Source organism: Micromonospora coriariae, assembly GCF_900091455.1.
Taxonomy (GTDB): Bacteria; Actinomycetota; Actinomycetes; order Mycobacteriales; family Micromonosporaceae; genus Micromonospora; species Micromonospora coriariae.
Window position 1 is genome coordinate 2,814,782 of the sequence record NZ_LT607412.1, and the last position, 20,345, is coordinate 2,835,126.

General features: G+C 73.1%; 18 protein-coding genes and 1 pseudogene. 3 read left to right on the plus strand and 16 right to left on the minus strand.

Going from position 1 to position 20,345, the window contains the following annotated elements; genetic code table 11:
- Positions 1-138: 138 nt before the first annotated feature.
- The 9 genes and pseudogenes from GA0070607_RS13205 to GA0070607_RS13250 all read right to left on the minus strand — a co-directional run.
- A pseudogene (locus GA0070607_RS13205) lies at positions 139-690 on the minus strand (flavin reductase family protein); the annotation flags it as partial.
- 182 nt (positions 691-872) lie between these two features.
- Complete coding sequence (locus GA0070607_RS13215) at positions 873-2,561, minus strand: ABC transporter permease (RefSeq protein ID WP_089018485.1); 1,689 nt, start codon at positions 2,559-2,561, stop codon at positions 873-875.
- Positions 2,558-3,322, minus strand: a complete 765-nt coding sequence (locus GA0070607_RS13220; RefSeq protein ID WP_089018486.1) for an ABC transporter ATP-binding protein — start codon at positions 3,320-3,322, stop codon at positions 2,558-2,560. Before GA0070607_RS13220 ends, GA0070607_RS13215 begins: the two co-directional genes overlap by 4 nt.
- A 159-nt stretch (positions 3,323-3,481) precedes the next feature.
- Complete coding sequence (locus tag GA0070607_RS13225) at positions 3,482-5,122, minus strand: sodium/solute symporter (protein ID WP_089018487.1); 1,641 nt, start codon at positions 5,120-5,122, stop codon at positions 3,482-3,484.
- 1 nt (position 5,123) lies between these two features.
- A complete protein-coding gene (locus GA0070607_RS13230) occupies positions 5,124-5,537 on the minus strand; it encodes a DUF485 domain-containing protein (protein ID WP_089018488.1) in 414 nt (137 codons plus the stop codon).
- Between the two features lie 43 nt (positions 5,538-5,580).
- A complete protein-coding gene (locus GA0070607_RS13235; RefSeq protein ID WP_089018489.1) occupies positions 5,581-7,467 on the minus strand; it encodes a DUF4153 domain-containing protein in 1,887 nt (628 codons plus the stop codon).
- Positions 7,464-8,546 carry a HAMP domain-containing sensor histidine kinase gene (locus GA0070607_RS13240; protein WP_197701336.1) on the minus strand — a complete coding sequence of 361 codons (1,083 nt, stop codon included), beginning with the start codon at positions 8,544-8,546 and terminating at the stop codon, positions 7,464-7,466. Before GA0070607_RS13240 ends, GA0070607_RS13235 begins: the two co-directional genes overlap by 4 nt.
- Positions 8,543-9,223, minus strand: a complete 681-nt coding sequence (locus tag GA0070607_RS13245; RefSeq protein WP_089018490.1) for a response regulator transcription factor — start codon at positions 9,221-9,223, stop codon at positions 8,543-8,545. The genes GA0070607_RS13240 and GA0070607_RS13245 overlap by 4 nt, the downstream gene beginning before the upstream one ends.
- Positions 9,224-9,333: 110 nt before the next feature.
- Positions 9,334-9,984: a DUF5701 family protein gene (locus GA0070607_RS13250; protein ID WP_231930992.1), complete on the minus strand. Its 651-nt coding sequence runs from the start codon at positions 9,982-9,984 to the stop codon at positions 9,334-9,336.
- Positions 9,985-10,121: 137 nt separating this feature from the next.
- On the opposite strand from GA0070607_RS13250, the gene GA0070607_RS13255 reads away from it, so the two are divergent.
- A complete protein-coding gene (locus GA0070607_RS13255; protein ID WP_231930993.1) occupies positions 10,122-10,613 on the plus strand; it encodes a sigma-70 family RNA polymerase sigma factor in 492 nt (163 codons plus the stop codon).
- Between the two features lie 15 nt (positions 10,614-10,628).
- Positions 10,629-11,450 carry a hypothetical protein gene (locus tag GA0070607_RS13260; protein ID WP_089018491.1) on the plus strand — a complete coding sequence of 274 codons (822 nt, stop codon included), beginning with the start codon at positions 10,629-10,631 and terminating at the stop codon, positions 11,448-11,450.
- A gap of 54 nt (positions 11,451-11,504) precedes the next feature.
- On the opposite strand, the gene GA0070607_RS13265 is transcribed toward GA0070607_RS13260, so the two are convergent.
- The 4 genes from GA0070607_RS13265 to GA0070607_RS13280 all read right to left on the minus strand — a co-directional run bounded on the left by GA0070607_RS13265 (position 11,505) and on the right by GA0070607_RS13280 (position 16,225).
- Positions 11,505-12,266 carry a LytR/AlgR family response regulator transcription factor gene (locus GA0070607_RS13265; RefSeq protein ID WP_089018492.1) on the minus strand — a complete coding sequence of 254 codons (762 nt, stop codon included), beginning with the start codon at positions 12,264-12,266 and terminating at the stop codon, positions 11,505-11,507.
- Positions 12,263-13,489, minus strand: coding sequence for a sensor histidine kinase (locus tag GA0070607_RS13270; RefSeq protein WP_089018493.1), 1,227 nt, complete (start codon positions 13,487-13,489; stop codon positions 12,263-12,265). Before GA0070607_RS13270 ends, GA0070607_RS13265 begins: the two co-directional genes overlap by 4 nt.
- Before the next feature lie 39 nt (positions 13,490-13,528).
- Positions 13,529-15,100: a sugar transferase gene (locus GA0070607_RS13275; RefSeq protein ID WP_172899183.1), complete on the minus strand. Its 1,572-nt coding sequence runs from the start codon at positions 15,098-15,100 to the stop codon at positions 13,529-13,531.
- Between the two features lie 264 nt (positions 15,101-15,364).
- Entirely contained in the window at positions 15,365-16,225 is an 861-nt protein-coding gene (locus GA0070607_RS13280; protein WP_089018495.1) for an Fpg/Nei family DNA glycosylase, read from the minus strand.
- Between the two features lie 83 nt (positions 16,226-16,308).
- Here GA0070607_RS13280 and GA0070607_RS13285 point away from each other — a divergent pair, with 83 nt between their 5' ends.
- A complete protein-coding gene (locus GA0070607_RS13285; protein WP_089018496.1) occupies positions 16,309-17,580 on the plus strand; it encodes a glycosyltransferase family 4 protein in 1,272 nt (423 codons plus the stop codon).
- Between the two features lie 254 nt (positions 17,581-17,834).
- Here GA0070607_RS13285 and GA0070607_RS13290 read toward each other — a convergent pair whose 3' ends face one another.
- The 3 genes from GA0070607_RS13290 to GA0070607_RS13300 are packed head-to-tail and all read right to left on the minus strand — an operon-like array spanning position 17,835 to position 20,318.
- Positions 17,835-18,557: a CDP-alcohol phosphatidyltransferase family protein gene (locus tag GA0070607_RS13290; protein ID WP_089018497.1), complete on the minus strand. Its 723-nt coding sequence runs from the start codon at positions 18,555-18,557 to the stop codon at positions 17,835-17,837.
- On the minus strand, positions 18,532-19,599 hold the full coding sequence (locus GA0070607_RS13295) for an iron-containing alcohol dehydrogenase family protein (protein WP_089018498.1): 1,068 nt from the start codon (positions 19,597-19,599) through the stop codon (positions 18,532-18,534). The genes GA0070607_RS13290 and GA0070607_RS13295 overlap by 26 nt, the downstream gene beginning before the upstream one ends.
- Positions 19,587-20,318 (minus strand): phosphocholine cytidylyltransferase family protein, encoded by a 732-nt coding sequence (locus GA0070607_RS13300; RefSeq protein ID WP_089018499.1) that lies wholly within the window; start codon positions 20,316-20,318, stop codon positions 19,587-19,589. The genes GA0070607_RS13295 and GA0070607_RS13300 overlap by 13 nt, the downstream gene beginning before the upstream one ends.
- Positions 20,319-20,345 lie beyond the last annotated feature (27 nt).

Sequence of the window (20,345 nt, forward strand, 5' to 3'; positions counted from 1 at the left end):
AAGAGCGCGCTCCCCGCCGGGGAAGGCCGCGATCGACGCCGGTCGACGAGTGCGCCGAGCGGTCGGCTGGCTGCGCCGAGTGACTCAGGTCACTCCGGTGACCGGTCGGCCGGCGCGACGGCCGCCCGGAACCCGCGTTCAGCCGGGCAGCTCGTGGTAGCGACCGCGGTAGTGCAGCAGCGGGCTGGCCTCCTCGGCCAGGTCGACCGCCTCGATCGTGGCCTCCACCAGCAGCGCCCAGCCGTACTCCCGGGCGGTGTCCAGTCGGCAGCCGACCCATCCGCCGGCGTCCGTCGGGACCGGCCCGTACGGGGTGTCGGTCCACGTCCCGCTGGCGAAGAGCCCACCCGGGGCGGGGAAGAGACCGGCGAACCGGTCGGCGAGCTGCCGGTGCGGCGGGCCGAGCGGCGCGACAGCGAACCGGCCCGCCGCCTCGATCGCCGCCCACAGATCGGACTCCGCGTCGATCAGCCCGATCAGCCGGTCCGGCTCCCCCTCGGCGACCAGGGTGGACGAGACGGTCAGCCCGGCCGGGCCCGGCGCGGTCCAGAGGGTCACCGGCGCGGCGAGCCGACCACGCAGCCGGCGGACCGGTGACCGTTGCCCGGCCGGCACCGCGAACGGGTCGGTGTGGTGGATCTCGGCGCCCGGCTCATGATTCACGTGAAACATTGTGACCCCACGACCCCGCCTTCAGGACCCGACCGGCGAAGGTCCGGACCAGGACCGCCACCTCGTCGGCCCGCGTGTCGAGCACGAAGTGCCCGCCGTCCAGCAGATGCGCCTCCGCCTCCGGGACGTCGGACTGGTACCGCCGCCGGCCCGGCGACGTCCTCGCTGCCCGGGTCGGCGTCGAGGTCAGCGGGTCGTGCTCAACGGCGCGGCGTGACCGTGGCCAGCAACTCGGGCAGTCGCCGGTCCAGCACGTCGCCGGCCAGGTACGCGCCCAGCAGCGCCGCGCCCAGCCCGTACGCCGCGCCGACCGGCAGGGCCAACCAGAGCCAGGCGTCACCGAGCAGTGCCGCGGCCACCACCATCGGCACCCCGGCGATCGCCGCGACGACCATGGCCAGCAGGGTGAGCAGGCCCTTCGCCATGCCCGCACCAGTGTTCATCGCGAACGGGTTGCTCGTCTCCGGCAGCGAATATGCCCCGAGCACCGACACGAAGCTGCTCACCGCCAGCCCCGCACCGTAGGTGGCCGCCAGGCTGCCGGCGGTCAGCCCGATCCAGCCCGGGTGGCCGAGCAGCAGCGACAGCGCCACCGCGACGACAGTCAGCATCGGCAGCACGTACAACGAGAAGGCCGCCATCCGCGCGCGCAGCTCGACCCGGCCGGGCACCCCGGCCACCACGTTCGCCGCGTACGCGCTGCCGTCGAAGCCGAACTGGTTGGCCAGGGTGACCGAGGCGAGCACACCGACGAAGAGCATGGAGATGGTGACCAGTACCGGTGAGCTGTCGCTGGCACTCAGCGTCATGCCCTGCTCGCCCCCGGCGAAGCCCGCACCGCCGAGGTTGGTCATGACCGGCACGAAGATGCCGACCACCGCGATCGTGATCAGGTTGGCCCGGCGGCGAGCGTCCCGCCACCAGTAGCGGGCCTCCCGGGCGACCAGGGCGCCGAACCGGTCCCGCCGCATCCGGCCGGTGATCCGGGGAAACAGCTGGGCGACCGCGCCACCTGTGGCGCCTCGCCGGGCCGGCGCCCGGCCGGAGCTGACCGCCCCCACCATCGCCGACTCCAGCGACCGTGACCACCAGGCCAGCAGGGCACCGAGCGCGACCACGGTGATCAGCAGCTTGACCGGAGCAGCCCAGACCCGCCCCTGGGCCACGTCGATGCCGGCGGTCCAGGGTGCGCCGAACGGCGTCCACCCGATCACGGTCGCCAACCCGGTCAGCCGGTCCCAGTCCGTCTCGCGCAGCGCGGCCAGGCCGAAGATCTGCAACGGACCGAGCAGCGCGGCCGCCACCGCCAGCAGGACAGCCGCCAGGTCACGCACCCGGCGCGACCGCAGCATGCTGGCGAAGGCGCTGGTCACCGCGCGGCTGGCGGCCACACAGAGCAGCATCCCGGCGACCACACCGACGACGGCCACCATCCCGGCGGACCAACCACCCAGCCTCCAGGCGGTGAGCACCAACCCGAACGTCGCGATCAGCATCGCCAGCGCCGACACGCTGACCAGGGCCGCGGCGAACAGGCCGATGACAAGCGTGCGGCGGGGCAGGGGCAGCAGAGCGAACCGGGCCGGGTCCAGTGTCTCGTCGACCCCGAAGAAGACCAGCGGCAGCAGCAGCCAGCCGAGCACCAGCAGCCCGCCACCGCCCGCCGCGACCAGCATCGCGTACCGGCCGTTGCCCGTCATGGCCGGCACGGCGAAGAGGAAGAAGCCGCTGGCGGCGAACCAGAGCCCGACCAGCGCGCCGCCGATGAACATCGCGAGCCGCCAGCCCTGGCCACGGAAGCTGTTGCCCATCACCCGCAGCTTCAGCCGCAGGAAGTGCCGGGCGGAGACGGCTCGGACCGGCCCGGCGGGCGCGGCGGCGGTGCTCATCGGGAGAGCCACGACAGCTCCTCACCGGTCGCGGTACGCCCGCCGACCACCTCGACGAAGACCTGCTCCAGCGAGCGGTCGCCGCGGACCTCCCCGATCGTGCCGACCCGCTTGATGGTGCCCTCGGCGAGAATCGCCACGTGCGAGCAGAGCCGCTCGACGACCTCCATCACGTGACTGGAGAAGACCACTGTGCCGCCGCCGGCCGCGTACCGGGTGAGGATGTCCCGGATCAGCGCGGCGGAGACGGGGTCGACCGCCTCGAACGGCTCGTCCAGCACCAGCACCCGGGGGCCGTGCAGCAGCGCGCAGGCCAGGCCGATCTTCTTCTTCATACCCGCCGAGTAGTCCACCACCAGCGTCCGGCCGGCGTCGCCGAGCGCCAGCACGTCCAGCAGCTCCGCGGCCCGCTGGTCGACCACCGCCGGGTCCATCCCACGCAACAGCCCGTTGTACGCCAGCAGCTCCGCCCCGGTCAGCCGGTCGAACAGCCGGACCCCGTCCGGCATCACGCCGAGCAGCCGCTTGGCCGCCACCGGATCCCGCCACACGTCGTGCCCGAGCACCCAGGCCGAACCGGCATCGGGCCGCAACAGCCCGACCGCCATCGACAGCGTGGTGGTCTTGCCGGCGCCGTTCGGGCCGAGCAGGCCGTAGAAGGAGCCGGCGGGGACGTCGAGGTCGACGCCGGCCACCGCGATCGTGCCATCGAACCGCTTCGCCAGACCACGCAGCGCCAGCGCGGGATGCTCACCAGTCATGAGCCGACGTTATCCGTCGGCCACCACTTGCGCGCTCCGGCGGCAGGCGGACCCGGCGTCATCCCCAGGACGGACGTCGCACGAGATCCGCCGGCGGAAGGTGCCGGTTCCCGATGCGACCCGCCGTCGTGCTGGCGGGTGACCGGAAGTCGCCCTTCCCTACATGCGGAGGGCCTCGGGGGTGTGCAGGCGGAGCATGGTGGCGGCGACGTCGGCCGGGGCCCGCCGACGGGTCGCCATCGACACCGCGACCATCACGGTGAAGGCCAGGGGCACCGTCCAGGCGGCCGGTTGCGCGGTGAGCGTGGCCGGCCAGCCGGACAGCGGCGGGCCGAGCACGGTGAGCAGCACAGCGCCGATCGCCGCGCCGCCGCCGGCCAGCACACCGGCGGCGGCGCCCAGGTCGGTCAGCCCGCGCCACCAGATGCCGAGCACCAGCAGCGGGCAGAAACTCGACGCGGCGACCGCGAAGGCGAGCCCCACCACCTGCGACACGTCCAGCCCGGAGAGGTTGAGCGCCAGCACCGCCGGCACGCCCCCGGCGATCACCGTGGCCAGCCGGAAGCCGCGCACCGAGCCCCGGCCGAGGACGTCCGTGGAGATCACCCCGGCGACGCTGGTCAGCAGCCCGGACGAGGTGGAGAGGAAGGCCGCGAACGCGCCCGCCGCGACCAGCGCGGCGAGCAGCCGCCCGACCAGCCCGTCGCCGAGGGCCGCGCCGGGCAGCAGCACCACCACCGCGTCGGTCTGCCCGCTGACCAGCAGCTGCGGGGTGTAGATCCGACCGAGCACCCCGTACAGGGTGGGGAGCAGGTAGAAGACGCCGACCAGGGCCAGCACGACCAGCGTGGTCCGGCGGGCCGCCGCGCCGTCGGGATTGGTGTAGAAGCGGACCAGCACGTGCGGCAGGCCCATGGTGCCCAGGAAGGTGGCCAGGATCAGCGAGTACGTGGCGAACAGGCCCCGGTCGTCGTCGCCGGCGGTGCTGGGCAGCAGCCAGTCGCCGGCGTCTGTGGCGACGCCGGACACCTCCGGCACGGAGTCGCCCGCGGCGAAGGTCAGTTCGTCGCCGGGGCTCACCTCCCGGACGTCGCCGTCGGGCAGGGTGAGGGTCGCGCGGTGCTCGACCACGACGGTGGTCGCGGTCCGGAACGTCGGCCCGTCGGGCGGGGTCACCGCCGGCCGGGCGTCGGCCTGCCACTGCAACGCCAGGAAGATCGCCGGTACGGCGAGCGCGGTCAGCTTGAGCCAGTACTGGAACGCCTGGACGAAGGTGATAGCCCGCATCCCGCCGAGCGCCACGTTCGCGGTGACCACGGCGGCCACCAGCAGGGCGCCGAGCGGGAACGGGGACCCGGTCACCGTGGCCAGGGTGAGCCCCGCGCCCTGGAGCTGCGGCACCAGGTAGAGCCACCCGATGAAGATCACGAAGGCGGTGGCGAGGATGCGCAACCGGCGCGATCCCAGTCGCAGCTCGCAGAAGTCGGGCAGGGTGAACGCGCCGGAACGGCGCAGCGGCGCGGCCACGAAGAGCAGCAGGGCCAGGTAGCCGGCGGCGAACCCGACCGGGTACCAGAGCACGTCCACGCCGTACTTGAGGACCATGCCGGCGATGCCCAGGAAGCTCGCCGCCGACAGGTACTCCCCGCCGATGGCGGCCGCGTTCCAGGTGGGACTGATCGCCCGGGAGGCGACCAGGAAATCGGAGGTGGTCCGGGCCAGCCGCAGCCCGTAGAAGCCGATCCCGACGGTGACCAGGGTGACCGCGACGATGGCCGGGACCACGTAGTCGTTGCCCACCTCAGCGCTCCGGCCGCTGCACCAGGTCGGTGAAATCCTGCTCGTTGCGTTCGGCCAGCCGCACGTACGCCCAGCCCACCCCGATCAGGAACGGGAAGGACGCCACGCCCAGCAGCAGCCAGGGCAGGTTGACGCCGGCGACCGTCGTCCGGCCGAGCGACGGTGCGATGGCGAACAGCCAGGGCAGCCCGCCGAGCCCGATGGCCACCACGAGCGAGAGCCGCAGCGCCAGCGCGAGCTGGGCCCGGACCAGACCGCGGACCAGCGCCTCGCCCACCTGTGTCTGCTGCGCCAGCTCGGCGCGGGTCCGCTCGGAGCGGCTGTCCTGACGGGTGATGTCGGCCAGCACGATCCGGGTCCGGCGGGGCGGCGGTGCGGTACCGCCGGGCCCCGCGTCAGTGAGTCGCTTGGCCACCCCGGCAGTCTCACCCGCCCCGCCGGAATGTCAAGCGGCACGTTCACCAGCGCAGCGGACCGGCGCAGTCGGTCACGCCGGCGGTCATCACGGCTCCGCCCAGCTCCCGCCGGGCCCGCTCCCGGCCGAGGTTCGCCGCCCAGAGGCCGTCCCGGGGCAGCTCGGCGGCGATCTCCCGCAGCGCGCACGCCCGCAGTGGCTCGGGCAGTCGGTCCAGTGCCGGGACGGCGTCGGCGGAGAGCCCGGAGAGGTAACCGACGTCCAGTCGGCCGGTCTCCAGATACCGGTCGACGTTCCGGTCGGCGATCAGCCGGTCCGGGTTGACCAGGGCCAGCCCGAGCAGCGCGAGCACCGCGGTGCCGATCACGAGCCGCGGCAGCCACTCGGCGCGCAGCCGCACCACGGCCACCCCGACCAGGACGAAGAGCAGCCCGAGCCAGAGTTCGACGGTCGCCACGACGAGCCGGAGGCGGGTGGCGCCGTACGCGTCGGCGTAGACCTGCATCCGGTAGAGGGCGGAGGCGACGACCACGAGGCTGAGCGCGGTGAGCGCCCCGAGGAGGACGCGGACCAGCAGCCGGTCGGCGCGGGTGGCCCGGGGCGCCCGGCGGGCGGCGATCGCGATCACCAGCAGCGTGAGCCCGGTGACGGCGAGCAGCTGCCAGAAGCCGCCGCGGGCGTACTCGGCGTAGGTGAGCCCGGCCGTGCGGAGCACGTGCCCCGCGCCGCCGAAGAACACCGTCAGCTGCACCAGTACGAATGCGGCGAACAGGGCGTTGAGCAGCGTCAGCGGCAGCGCCCACTCCAGCCGGTGCGCCGGCCGGGAAGGCGCCGGCCGCAGACCGTCCAGGTCGGGCGGACGGCTGACCAGGTACGCGCCGCCGAGCAACCCCAGGCCGATCAGCAGCAGGCGGGCCAGCCAACCGAACACACTGCTCGCCGAGATGTCCGGCAGCAGACCCGCGACCAGGTCGGCGAAGACCGCGTCGGCGGAGGAGAAAAGTAGTCCGAACAGCACCAGCAGGCCGGCCGAGACCGCGAGGCTGCTCACGATCCGCCCGATCCCGGGACCGGCCGGGCGGGTGTGGCGCAGCCCGCGTACCGCCCAGGGGATCGCCCGGACGGTCGCCGCCGGCGGCAGCGTCGCGGCCACCAGCATGCCGAACGGGTTCCGTCCGCCGGTCACCGCGAGCGTCGCGGTGACCGCGGCGGCGATCAGACAGAGCGCGAAGAGCCACCCGGCGGCCCGGACCGTTCCGACGGCGACCAGCGCGACGGTCGCGACCGCCCAGGCGACCCGCGCCACCCGTCCCGGTGCCCCCGTGGCACCGGGACGGGCGGTGGCCGGCGCGGGGGTCACGCTGTCCGCCCGGGTCGCCGCCGTGGTGGCCGGCGTGGCCGTGGGCAACGCCGTGGTGGGCGGCGTTGCCGTGGGCAACTCCGTCGTCGGCGGCGTGGCCGGCGCGGCGGTCGTGGGTGGCGCGGCGGTCGTGGGTGGCCGGTTGGTCGCCTGCGCGGGGGTGTCCGGAGGCGCCGCCGTCGCCGGGGGAGCTGCGGTCGTGGCCGTGGCGGCCGGGGACGAGGTGTCGGACCGGACGAGGCTGGCGGTGACGAGCGCGGTCGTGGCGGCCAGCGCGGCCAGCAGCCACCCGACGCCCGGACGAACCGCCGGGAGCGTCGTGGCGCCGATGACCGCCGCCGCCGTCAGCACGGCCAGCACCACCGGACGGACGGCGCCGGTCGGCCCAGGCCAGCGCCGTTCCAGCAGTCCAGGCGGCCGAGGGATTGCCGGCGTCGGCGGCCAGGGTTGGGGCCGACCGGCCGCGGGCGGGAACGCCGGGCCGGGGCCGAACCGGGGCTCTCCGGGCCCGCCGGGAGCGGGGGATCGTGGGCCGGTGGCCGGGACGGGCATGCTGCCGGGGCTGGTCATGCGGCCTCTTCTCGGAGTGAGCCGTCGGTCGGGATGGTGACCTGGATGCGGCAGCCGGGGCGGCTACCCCGGGTCGGTCCGTCCGGGTCGAGGACGCCGATCCGGCCGCCGTGCAGTTCGACGACCCAGCGCGCGATGGCCAGGCCGAGCCCGGTCCCACCGCCGGCCGCCCGGTCACCGCGGGTGAACCGCTCGAACACCCGGGAACGCTCGGCGGTGGGGATGCCCTGGCCCTCGTCGCTCACCTCGAAGCGGAGGTGGCCCGCGTGTTCCTCGACGCTCAGCCGTACGGTGCCACCGGGCGGGCTGTGCCGTGCCGCGTTGTCGAGCAGGTTCGCGAACACCTGGTGCAGCCGCCACGGGTCGGCCTGCACGGTCAGGGGCATCTCCAGCTTGCGGAGCCGGAAGCGCACGTCCAGCCCGGCGCCGGTCGCGCTCGCGGTGGCGTGCTCGACCGCCTCGTCGAGGAAGTCCCCCACGTCCATGCGGACGCGCCGCAGCGGAACCACCCCGGCGTCGAGACGGGACAGGTCGAGCAGGTCGGCGACGAGATGTCCGAGCCGTTCGGTCTGGGCCAGCGCCGAGCGCAGTGCCGCGGGTTCCGGCGTGGCCACGCCGTCCACCATGTTCTCCAACACGCCCTGCAATGCCGTGATCGGCGTACGCAGCTCGTGCGAGACGTTGGCGATCAGCTCGCGCCGCCGCTGGTCCGCGGCGTGCAGATCCTCGGCCATCTTGTTGAACGCCTGGGCGAGTTCGCCGACCTCGTCACGGGACGTGGCGCGTACCCGGCGGGTGTAGTCACCCCGGGCCATCGCGCCGGCGGCCGCAGTCATCTCCCGCAGTGGCGAGGTCATGCCGTGGGCCAGCACCTGCGAGGTGAACAGGGCCACGGCGATGGCGGTCGCCGAGGTCACCGGTGGTGGCCAGCCGATGCCGTACGAGAAGTACGCGAGGCCGGCAGCGCCGGAGGCGACCAGCAGCACCCCCAGTTTCAGCTTGATGGAGCGCACCGGGTCCAGCGGGCGGGGCAGCAGCTCCAGCACCCGGTCCACGCGGGTGAGCAGGGTGGCGGTCACGACGGCACCTCCAGGGCGTACCCGACTCCGTGGACCGTACGGATGAGGTCGGCGCCCAGCTTCCGGCGCAGGGCCTTGACGTGGCTGTCCACCGTGCGGGTGCCGCTGCCCTCGGCCCATCCCCAGACCTCGGCGAGCAGCCGTTCCCGGTGCAGGACAGTGCGGGGCCGCCCGGCGAGGTGGACCAGCAGGTCGAACTCGGTCGGCGTGAGGTGCACGTCCGCGCCGGCACGCCGGACCCGCCGCTCGGCCTCGTTGATCTCGATGTCACCGAGGCGGAGGGCGGGTGGCGCGGGCGTTGTGGCCGCCCGCTCCACCCGGCGCAGCAGGACGTGCACCCGGGCGGCCAGCTCGCGCATCGAGAACGGCTTGGTGAGGTAGTCGTCCGCGCCCACCGCGAGCCCGACCAGCAGGTCGGTCTCGTCGTCGCGGGCGGTGAGCATCAGCACCGGCACCGGCCGGACGGCCTGGATCCTCCGGCACACCTCCAGGCCGTCGAAGCCGGGCAGCATCACGTCGAGGACGACCAGATCCGGTTGCCCCGTCCGGAACTGCTCGACCGCGCTGGGACCGTCCACGGCGATCTCCACCGCGAATCCCTCGGCGCGGAGTCGGGCGGCGACCGACTCCGCGATGGTCCGTTCGTCCTCGACCACCAGTACCCGGCGTTCCTTCATGGGCCCTGACTGTAGGGATCCGCCGTGGAGATCGGTGGGTGGCGTTGTGAATAACCTGTGGAGAACGGGTCACGCCTGTGGATAACCCGGTGCACAGCTGTGCCTCGCTGTCAGCCCAGGCCGACGCGCTCCGGGCGGGCCGAGGCCGAGCCGAGCCAGGTGTGCGGGTTGCCGAACCAGCACCAACCCAGCTTCGGTGCGCCCTGGCTGATCCAGAGCGCCGGCACCCGCTTGTCCCCGCACCGCGACCCGACAAGCGAGAAACACCTGTTGCTGGCCAGCGCGGCCGGGTGCAGCGTGATGAAGGCGAGACCCTCGTCGATGGTGAGCGGCAGTCGGCCCTGGGCGGTCATTCCCTCCAGCGCGGCGGCCGGGGGCAGGTTACGGAACTCCTCACCCCGGTCGACGTCGAAGAGCAGGTACGCGGGGCCCTCCGGGACCTCCAGCTCCTTGATCGGGTCGAAGCGGGGCAGGTCGTCCTCGGCGTAGTGCCGGTCGAGGAAGCCCGGCTTGCGCTTGCCGACCAGCGTGGTGAGCTCCAGCCGTGGCTCGACCGGCACCAGGTCCCGAGTGGTGACCAGCAGGAACGGCACCCGGGCGTCGGTGGGTGCGGCCAGGCCGGTGGCCCCCTCGACCGCCCTGGCCCGCAGGGGTGCGACCAGATCGCGGAAGGCGGTCTCGGACAGCCCGGCCAGGCCGGGGTAGCCCAGCTCGGTGAGCCGGTCGAGTTGGCGGTCGAATTCGGTGGCAGCGTCGAACACGGCGGTTCCCCATTCGTCGTTCGGAATATCGTACAGCGTACGACAGTGCTGCGTTATTCCCCGCCGCGCCGATGCAACCCCCGGGGGCGACCGCTCCGTCGTACGACCGTGATGGTCAGCAGAGGAGAAAGACCGCGGTGAGGCGGGCCGACGAGGAAGACTTCCACGACTTCGTCGCGGACCGGATGGACCGCTGGCGACGGAGTGCATTCCTGCTCTGTCAGGACTGGCACGCCGCAGACGACGTCGTCTCGGTCACGGTGACGCGGCTCTACCGGAGCTGGCGCCTCGTGCGCCGGGCGGAGAACCGCGACGCGTACGCGCAGCGGGTCCTGACCCGCTCCTGGCTCGACGAGCGGCGTCGCCCCTGGAGCAACCGGGAGCAGTCGTGGGCGGAGGTGCCGGACGTGGCCGGCGCCGTGCCGGAGACGGTGACCGACCGCGACGGGCTCGCCACATTGCTGCGCTCGCTCGCCCCGAAGCAACGGGCGGTGCTCGTCCTGCGCTTCTACCTCGACTACTCGGTCGAGGAGACCGCCCGGATGCTCGGCATCTCCGCCGGCACCGTCAAGAGCCAGTCCGCACGCGGGCTGGCGAATCTGCGCACCGCCGTCAACGGTCAGTACTGAGCGGGGAGGCACCAGATGAGTCACCAACTGTTCGACGAGTTGATCGGTACACCCCCGCCACCCCGGGTCGATGTCAAGGGCATCGTCCGGCGGGAACGGCGGGCCAGCGCCGCCCGGCGGCTCGGCGGCTCGTTGGCCGCCGTGCTGGCCCTGGCGGTGGCCGGCGGCATCAGCGTCGCCGTACGTCATCAGGAGCCCGGTGCGGCCCGGGCCACGCCGCAGGCCGTTGCGTCCTCGCCCGCCGCGGACACGCGGTTCCGCCTGGTGTTCGACACCGAGGAGACGGCCGACGCCACCGCCAAGCGCCTCAGCCAGGAGCTGGACCGGGCGCTGCGGGCGGTGGCGCCCGGCGCGACGTGGACCTGGATGCCGGACCACCTCGGCGAGCCTCGCAAGCCGGACGGGCAGCCGCCAGAGTTCACGCACCGGGGCACCCCGGACTTCGTCGGTACCTCCTCCGGCATCTCCTACCAGGGGCGCAAGGGTTCCCTGGGCGTGTCGATCACTCCGGACGCGTCCGACGGACCGGCCGGGTTCCACTGGCCGTGCCAGCTGCCCCAGGGCATCCCGGAGGACAGCCGCTACCGCAGGGTGTGCGACGCGGGCACGACCCCGAACGGCGCGCTGATGAAGATCGAGACGCTGACCGGTACGCGGCAGAAGAGCGTGCAGTACCTCATCGCGATCCAGTTGCCCGGCGACCGGGCACTCCAGGCGAGCGTGCTGAACATGGTCGGGGTCGACGAGTCGGCGGTGCCCGCGCAGCCGCAGGCTCCGCTGTCCATGGAGCAGCTGAAGGCCATCGCCCTGGCCATCGCCGACCAGGTCAAGGCCTGACAGCCACCGAGGCGGGGCGGATCCGACGAGGGTGAGCGGGGCTGGGAGCCGGGGTCACCGGTTCCAGTCCTGCTTCGCCGCTCGCACCAACTTGTCCTTCAGTTCCCGGGTGTGCCGCCGGCTCACCGGCAGCTCGGTCCCGTCGATCACCACCACGTAACCGGAGTTGACCAGCCGCAGCTCCGCGATCAACTTCAACTGCACCAGGTACGACCGGTGCACCCGGACGAAACCGGCGTCGGCCCACCGCTCGGCGAGCGTGGCCAGCGAGACCCGCACCAGGTGTGACCCCTCCGCCGTGTGCAACCGGGCGTAGTCGCCCTGAGCCTCCACCCAGCGCACAGCCGAGCGGGGCAGCATCCGGGTGGTGCCGGCCAACTCGATCGGGATGGTCGGATCCTCCTCGGCCCGGGCCAGCGCCGCCGGATGCGACGGCACCACCCGCGAACCGATCACCCGGCGCAGCGACTCGGCCAGCCGCTCGGCGCGCACCGGTTTGCGCACGTAGTCGGTGGCCCCCAGGTCGAAGGCGTCCACCGCGCCGTCGTCGTACGCGGTGACGAAGACGATCGCCGGTGGCCGGGCGAACCGGCGCAGAACCCGGGCCAGCTCCATGCCGTCCAGGCCGGGCATCCGGATGTCCAGGAAGACCACGTCCACGTCACCGTCGCGGAGCAGTCGCAGCGCCTCGGTGGCGTCCCCCGCCGTGTGCAGGCGGGCCACCCGGGGGTCGGCCCGCAGGTGGTACGCCAGCTCGTCGAGCGCCGGGGGCTCGTCGTCCACCGCCAGCACCCGGAGGAAACCGGACGCGCTCACGTTCCGGCCCGCACGCCGGGATGGAACTTCGGCACCCGCATGCTCACCCTGGTGCCCGAGCCGAGCCCCGTCTCGACAACCAGCCCGAACCGGTCCCCGAAAACGGACCGCAGGCGCTCGTCGACGTTGGAGAGGCCGACGTGCTGGCCCGTCTCGTCGCCCGGGTCGCCGGTGCTGCGGGCCAGCTCCGCGATGCCGGCGGTCAGCGTGGTCGGATCCATTCCCACCCCGTCGTCCTCCACGGTGATGTGGCATTCGGCGCCCGCGTCCCGGGCCTCGATGCTCACCATGCCTGTGCCCGGCTTGCGGGACAACCCGTGCCGGACCGCGTTCTCCACCAGCGGCTGCAGGCAGAGGAACGGCAGTGTCACCGGCAGCACCTCCGGGGCGATCTGCAACCGCACCTGCAACCGGTCGCCGAACCGGGCCCGCTCGATGGTCAGGTAACGGTCGATCGACCGCAGCTCCTCGGCCAGCGTGGTGAACTCCCCGTGCGCCCGGAACGAGTACCGGGTGAACTCCGCGAACTCCAGGATCAGCTCGCGGGCCCGCTCCGGATCGGTGCGCACGAACGAGCCGATCGCGGTCAACGCGTTGTAGATGAAGTGCGGGCTGATCTGCGCCCGTAGCGCCCGGATCTCGGCCCGCGCGAGCCGCTCCCGCGACGAGTCCAGCTCAGCCAGGGCGAGCTGGTTGCCGGCCCAGTGCGCGGTCTCCAGGGTGGCCTGCACCAGCCCGGGCGCCGGGGGGCTGTCGGCGATCGCCACCAGGGCACCGACCACCCGGCCGTCCGCCCCCTGCAACGGTGCGACCACCGCTCCCCGGATCGGGCAGTCGACCCGGTCGCAGCGCAGCTCGGATTCACCGAGCACCGTCGAGCGCCCGGTCTCCATCGCCCGGCGGGCCGCCGCGAGCAGTTGCTCGCCGTGGTGCGCGCCGCGTCCATCGAGGGCGAGCACCACGTCGGCGTCGGTGAGCGCCAGCCCGGCCGCCCCCACCAGAGCCCGCAGATGGCGTACGGCCTTCGCCGCGCCCGCCGCGCTCAGCCCCGCCCGCAGCGGTTCGGCGGCCAGCCCGGCGGTGTGCAGCACCTCGTAGGTGGCCCGCTGGGTGGCGGTGGCGATGCCCCGGCGGGCACGCAGGCGCAGCACCGCCCACAGGGCCGCGGTCAGCGCGGTGACCAGTGAGACGACGCCGATGACGGCGGAGAGGTTGCCACCCACGCAGCGATCCTGGACCCTCCGGCCCGGCGCGCCAACCCCCTAGTAGGCGCCCTTGCGGGCGAGCACGACCCCGACGGTGCGCCACAGGATGCTCAGGTCGTACGCCAACGACCAGTTGTCGACGTAGTAGAGGTCAAGCCGGACGGACTCGTCCCAGGACAGGTCGGAGCGGCCGGAGACCTGCCACAGGCCGGTCATGCCGGGGCGGACCAGCAGCCGGCGGCGCACGTCGCCCAGGAAGTCGCCGTCGTCGGCCGGCAACGGGCGGGGCCCGACCAGCGACATCTCACCCCAGAGCACGTTGATCAGCTGCGGCAGCTCGTCCAGTGAGGTGGCCCGCAGGAAGCGGCCCACCGGGAAGACCCGCGGGTCCTCCTTCATCTTGAACAGCATGCCGTCGGTCTCGTTCCGGTCGACCAGGCTGGCCAGTCGATCCTCGGCGTCGACGTACATGGTCCGGAACTTCCACACCCGGAACGTGCGCCCCTCGTGCCCCACCCGGGGCTGGCGGAAGAAGACCGGCCCGGGGTCGGAGATCCGGATCGCCACGGCGATGGAGAGGAAGAGCGGGATCAGCAGCAGCAGACCGAGGCCGGCGGCGACCCGATCCAACAGGTTCTTGGCCAGCAGCGCCGGCCCGGAGAGGGTCGGCTCCTCGACGTGCAGCAGCGGCAGACCCTCGATCGGCCGGATGTGCACCCGGGGACCGGCGATGTCGGTCAGCTGCGGGGCGACCACCAGGTCCACGCCGGAGCCCTCCAACTGCCAGGCCAGCCGGCGCAGCTCACCCGGCTCGGCGCTGGCCGACCCGCAGATCGCGATGGTGTCCCCGCCGACCTCCCGGACCAGGGCCAGCACGTCCCGGCCGGCGTGCACCGGCACCGGGGTCGGCATCCCCCGGGCCGCGGCGTAGCCGTCGGTGATGTGGATGGCGACCGGCACGAGCCCGGCGTTCGGGCTGCGGGTCACCGCCGCGTAGACCTCCAGGCACTCGGGCAGGGTGCCGACCAGCACCATCCGGTGCGCGGCCTGGCCGGCCCGGCGGCGGATGTAGTGCAGCGCCCAGCGGGCCACGAAGCGGCCCCAGAGGATCAGCACGGTGGCGCCCACCAGCGCGGTGCCCACGGTGTACCGGGAGAGCTGGGTCACCGTGGCGAAGGCGAGGAAGGAGACGCTCGCGGCGACCGTCACCGCGGCCCGGATCACGCGCTTGAACTCGTCCGGCCCGAGCCCCAGGTAACGCCGGTCGTAGGCCCGGTTGCTCCAGAGGATGATCACCCAGCCGAGCGGGAGCAGGAGGTAGGAGACGGTGTGGAACCAGGTCGGGTCCTGCTTGGTGCCGGAGAAACCGGAGGCCGCCTGATCGAAGAGCTGGATGGCGATCCAGCTGGCGAACGCCGCCGCGCCGAAATCGAGCACGAGGAGGATCGCCGTGTAGGGGCGGTGCCAGCGGGAGACACGGCGTCGCGCCCTGGCCCATGCCGACCGGGGGACGCCGTTGTGCGACGGCGGGGTCGGCGGCTGGATCTCGAAGCTGTCGACGTGCCGCACGAGTCTGCTCCGGCCTTCGTTGGATACCGGGCGCTGGAGGCTTGCCGTCACCTCACCCATGTCCTCCCGCATGACCTGTGCCGCTCACTCGGCGTGAGGGCCCGGGTCGCCCACCGTCCCAGTCTCCCACGCGGGATCCGACCGGTCGCGCCCCCGGAAGGGATTGGCGACCGATGGTGCCGGCGGGATCTGGCCGGCTCCGTACCATTTCAGAAGCCGGGGACCGAGCCACTATACCGATGGATGCGCGTGTGGCGGGAACCGTGGACCGGAGCTTCGGCTCAGTCGGGTCGATTCCGCTCCGTAGTCGCCAAGTGGGATTACTCACCGTACGAGACGTGACAACCGTCGGTCAGCGAGCGGCTTGCCGCCGGTCTGGCACGTCGGGCAGTACTGGAGGCTCGAGTCGGCGAACGACACCTCCCGCACGGTGTCACCGCACACCGGGCAGGGCAGGCCGGTGCGGGCGTGCACCTTCAACCCGGAGCGCTTCTCGCCCTTCAGCTCCGCGGCCCGCTGCCCGAGGGACCGTTGGACGGCGTCGCCGAGCACCTGCCGGGTGGCCGCGTGCAGGGTGGCGAGCTGGTCGTCGGTGAGCCGGTCGGTGATCGCGAACGGGGACAGCTTCGCCGCGTGCAGGATCTCGTCGGAGTACGCGTTGCCGACGCCCGACAGCACCGCCTGATCGGTCAGCACCCCCTTGATCTGCCCGCGCCGGCTGCGCAGCCGCTCCGCGAAGGTGGGCAGGTCCGCGGCGAGCGCGTCCGGGCCCAGCTTCGCCACGCCGGGCACCGCCGCCGGGTCGGTGACCAGGTACGCGGCCAGCTTCTTCTGTGTGCCGGCCTCGGTGAGGTCGAACCCGGAGCCGTCGTCGAGGCGGACGCGCAGCGCGATCGGGCCCTTGCCGGGCCGCAGCGGGGTGGTGGCCGGGAACGCCTCCCGGTAGTGCAGCCAACCCGCCCGAGCCAGGTGGACCACCAGGTGCAGGTCGCCCTCGACGAGCACGTCGAGGAACTTGCCGTGCCGGCGGGCGTCGACCACCGCCCGACCGGCGACCGCGGCCGGTGCCGGGTCGTACGTCTTCAGGGCGCTGATCGCGGCGACCTCGAGCCGGTCGACACGCCGCCCCACCGCGCGCTGTCGCAGGTAACCCGCGAGCGCCTCAACCTCCGGTAGTTCGGGCACGACCCAACGGTAGCCTTCTTTCCGGTGAGCGCGAGGAATGAGCTTGCGAGTCCCGGCACGACCGCGAACGAAAGGCGAGCTCGTTGAGAATCGTGGTGGCACACAACCGGTACCGGGAAGCCCAGCCCTCCGGCGAGAACACGATCGTGGACGCGGAGATCGCTCAGCTCACCGCCGCCGGCGTCGAGGTGCTGCCGTTCATCCGCAGCTCGGACGAGATCCCGTCGATGTCGAAGGTGGCGAAGGCGCTGCTGCCGATCTCGCCGATCTGGGCCCCCCGGGCCCAGCACGACCTGAGCCGGCTGCTCACCGAGCACCGGCCGGACGCACTGCACCTGCACAACCCGTACCCGCTGCTCTCGCCCTGGGTGGTGCGGACCGCGCACCGGCACGGCGTCCCGGTGGTGCAGACGGTGCACAACTACCGGCAGGTCTGCTCCTCGGGGATCTACTTCCGCGACGGCGTGATCTGTCAGGACTGCAAGGGCCGGGCGCTGGGGGTGCCGGCGATCAAGCACCGCTGCTACCGCGACTCGGCGGCCCAGAGTGCGCTGATGGCGACCACCCTGGCCGTGCACCGGGGCACGTGGCGGTCGGTGGACCGGTACATCGCGCTGACCACGGCGATCGCCGACCACCTGCGTGACTACGGCATTCCGGACGAACGGATCGTGGTGAAGCCGAACGCCGTGCCGGATCCGGGCCGGCCGGCGCCGCTCGGTGACGGTTTTCTCTACATGGCCCGGCTGAGCCCGGAGAAGGGCGTCGACCTGCTGCTGGACGCCTGGCGCCGGCATCCGGTGGGCGCACTGGGCACGCTGCGGGTGGCCGGTGACGGCGAGTTGCGCTCCCTGGTGGAGGCCGCCGCCGTCGAGCGACCCGACGTGGTCTACCTCGGCCAGCTCGACCGGGCCGGAGTGCGGGCGGCGGTCGAGGCGAGCGCGGTGGTGATCGTCGCCGCCATGTGGCACGACGTGCTGCCGACCGTGATCATCGAGGCGATGGCCAGTGGCCGGCCGGTGCTCGGCACCGCGTTGGGCGGCATTCCGTACCTGATCGGGGCGGATGCCCCGCACGAGCCCGCCGGCACCGGGCCCGCCGAGATCGCCTCCGCGGTCGCCGGGGGCGGCGGCGGGTCGCCCATGCCGGCGGGGATCGGTCTGGGCGAGGCCGGTTGGGTGGTCGCCCCGGAGCCCGCCGCGCTCGCGGCCGCCCTGCCGGTCGCCCGCGCTGGTGCGTCCGGGCTGGCCCCGGCCGCCCGCGCCCGCTACGAGCGGACCTTCCACCCCGACGTGGTCACCAAGCAGCTCATCGACGTCTACGCCGGCATGGCCCGCACCGCGCACCGCCGCTGACCTGCCAGCCCTGCCGGTCCGGGTCCCGCGCCGCCCGCCGGCTCGGGCCGCATGCCGCCCGCCGGGTCGGGCCGGCAAGATCGTGCTCGATCGATCGTGGAAAGAGTGGCCTCGGAGCAAGATCCACACAACATCAGGGATATTGGGGCCTCCCACGTCTGGGAGACCGCAGCATCCGGGAAGTTGCGTGGATCTTGGCCCGACGTGGCCCGGCCCGATGTGGCCCGGCCCGGGCGCGGGGCACGCCGTGGGGATCAGCGCAGGGAGGCGCGGGCGGAGAAGGCGATGCTCGCCAGCAGGAAGCCGCCGTTGACGATGGTGAACGCGACGATCACCCAGAGGACCAGCGTGGGGGCGACGGCCAGCACCAGGGCGGCCACGAAGATCACCGCGCCGTAGTCGCGGACCAGCTTCGCCAGGCGGACCGGCAGCGAGGTCGAGGTGACCATGCTGGCCGCGTTCGGGCCGGCCTGCATCACCGAGGTGACCAGGTTGACCATCCAGGTGCCGGCGAAGGTCGCCACCAGCCAGGTCGGGGTCGACGGCTCCTGCGCCACCGCGGTGGCGGCCAGCGCCGCCACCAGGGCGATCTGCGCGGCCACGTCGCACAGCACGTCGACCCGGGCACCGGCCGCGCTGCCCTGGCCGGTCACCCGGGCCAGTTGCCCGTCCGCGCAGTCCAGGGAGTACGCCACCTGCCAGCCCACCAGGGCGAGCACGCCGACCACCCAGGCCGGCACGTCACCGGCCGCGACCGGTCCGGCGAGCGCCACCACGGTGACCGAGGTGGCCAAGCCCAGCACCAGGTTGGTGATGGTCAGCGCGGTCGGGCGCAGCCCCAGCCGCTGGGCGACCAGCGCGAAGGCGGCCCCCAGCCACTGGCTGATCGACTCGCTGAACAGACCACCGCCCCGGTTCACCCGGTGGAAGTCGGCGATTGTGGGACGGGGGTCAGCCAAGCTGGTCGCGGATTGCACCGGCGTAGTCTGCCAGCCGCTCCCGCGTCTCGGTAGGCGACAGCGCCAGGTGCTCGAGGATCGTGTACCGGTCCGGCCGGGTGCGCGGCGCGAACTGCACCGCCTCGACGAACTGGTCGTCGGTCAGCCCCACCTCGGCGGGAAGCCGGGGCAGCCCGTGCCGGGACAGGCAGGCCGACATCTCCCCGAAGCGGCGCAGGTCCCCGCGCAGCCAGGTGCAGAAGAGCGCGCCCAGCCCGGCCAACTCGCCGTGGGAGGCGGTGCCGGGGAAGAGGGCGTCCACCGCGTGCATGATCTCGTGGCAGCCGCCGCTGGACGGGCGACTGGTGCCGCAGACCGCCATGGCGAGGCCGCTGGAGATCAACGCCTCGGCCAGCACGGTGACGAACGCGTCGTCGGTCATGTCGCCCGGGTGGTTCAGCACGGCTTCGGCGCCGGCCCGGGCCAGTGACGCGGCGAGCCCGTCGACGGGCTCGCCGCGTACCCGGCGGGCGAGCTCCCAGTCCGCCAAGGCACTGATGTTGCTGACGACGTCACCGATGCCGGCTCGGTTGTGCCGGTCCGGACCGCTTTCCACGAAGTCCAGGTCAACGATCACCGCGATCGGGATGTGCACCCCGTAGGAACCCTTGATCCCGTCGGTGATCAGGCTCGCCACCGGGGAGGCGATGCCATCGTTGGCCAGGCTGGTGGCCACCGAGACCATCGGCAGGCCCCGCCGGGTGGCCGCGTACTTCGCCACGTCGATGGTCTTGCCGCCGCCGATGCCGACCACCGCGTCGTACGAGCGGGCGCGGAGCTTGCCGCCCAGGTCGTCGGCGGCGTCCAGAGTCGCCCCCGCGACGGTGAACACGTCGGCCGACCGCAGTGACGGTCGGATCAGCTCGGCGATCTGGGCACCCTGACCCGGCCCGACGACCACCGCGACGTCGCCGCCGGCGGAGATCCGCCCGTCGGCCAGGATCGCGCCGAGGTCGGCCACCGCGCCCCGCCGCACGTCGATGTGGAGCGGGGTCAGCACGCTACGGGCTAGTAGCGGCACGCGATCTCCCGCGCGCGGGCCAGGTCGGCGTGGTTGTCGACCTCGACCCAGGGCACGTCGCCGATCGGCGCCGCCCGCACCTCACCGCCCCGGTCGGCGAACTCCTGGTAGCCGTCCTCGTAGTACAGGTTCGGGTCGCGCCGCCAGGTGGCCTCCAGAGCGTCGGCGAGGGCGTCGGCGGCCTGCGGCTCGATCAGCGTGGCGCCGATGTACTCCCCGTACGCCTCGCCCGGGTCCATGATCTTGGTGATCCGGGTGAGCTGGCCGGCGGCGTCGAAGGTGGTCTTCATCTCCTCCTCCGCCAGCGGCTTGAGCGTGTCCACGGCGAGCAGGATGCCCGGCCCACGCTCGGCGAGCAGGGTCTTCTCCACGCTCACCGGGTGCACGGTGTCCCCGTTGACCAGCAGCACCCCGCGCGCGAAGTACTCCCGGGCCAGCCAGAGCGAGTAGGCGTTGTTCCACTCCTCGGCCTTGTCGTTGTGCACCAGGGTGAGGGTGACCCCGTACCGCTTCTCCAGGTCGGCCTGCCGCTCGCGGACCGCGTCCGCCGCGTAGCCGACCACGATCACGATGTCGGTGAGGCCGACCTCGGCCAGGTTGCCCAGCGCGATGTCCAGGATCGTGGTCTCCCCGTCCACAGGCACCAACGCCTTGGGCAGAGTGTCGGTGTACGGGCGCAGCCGGCGCCCTGCCCCGGCCGCGAGCACCATCCCGATCATCCCGACATCCTCCCTCGTCCTGCTCCC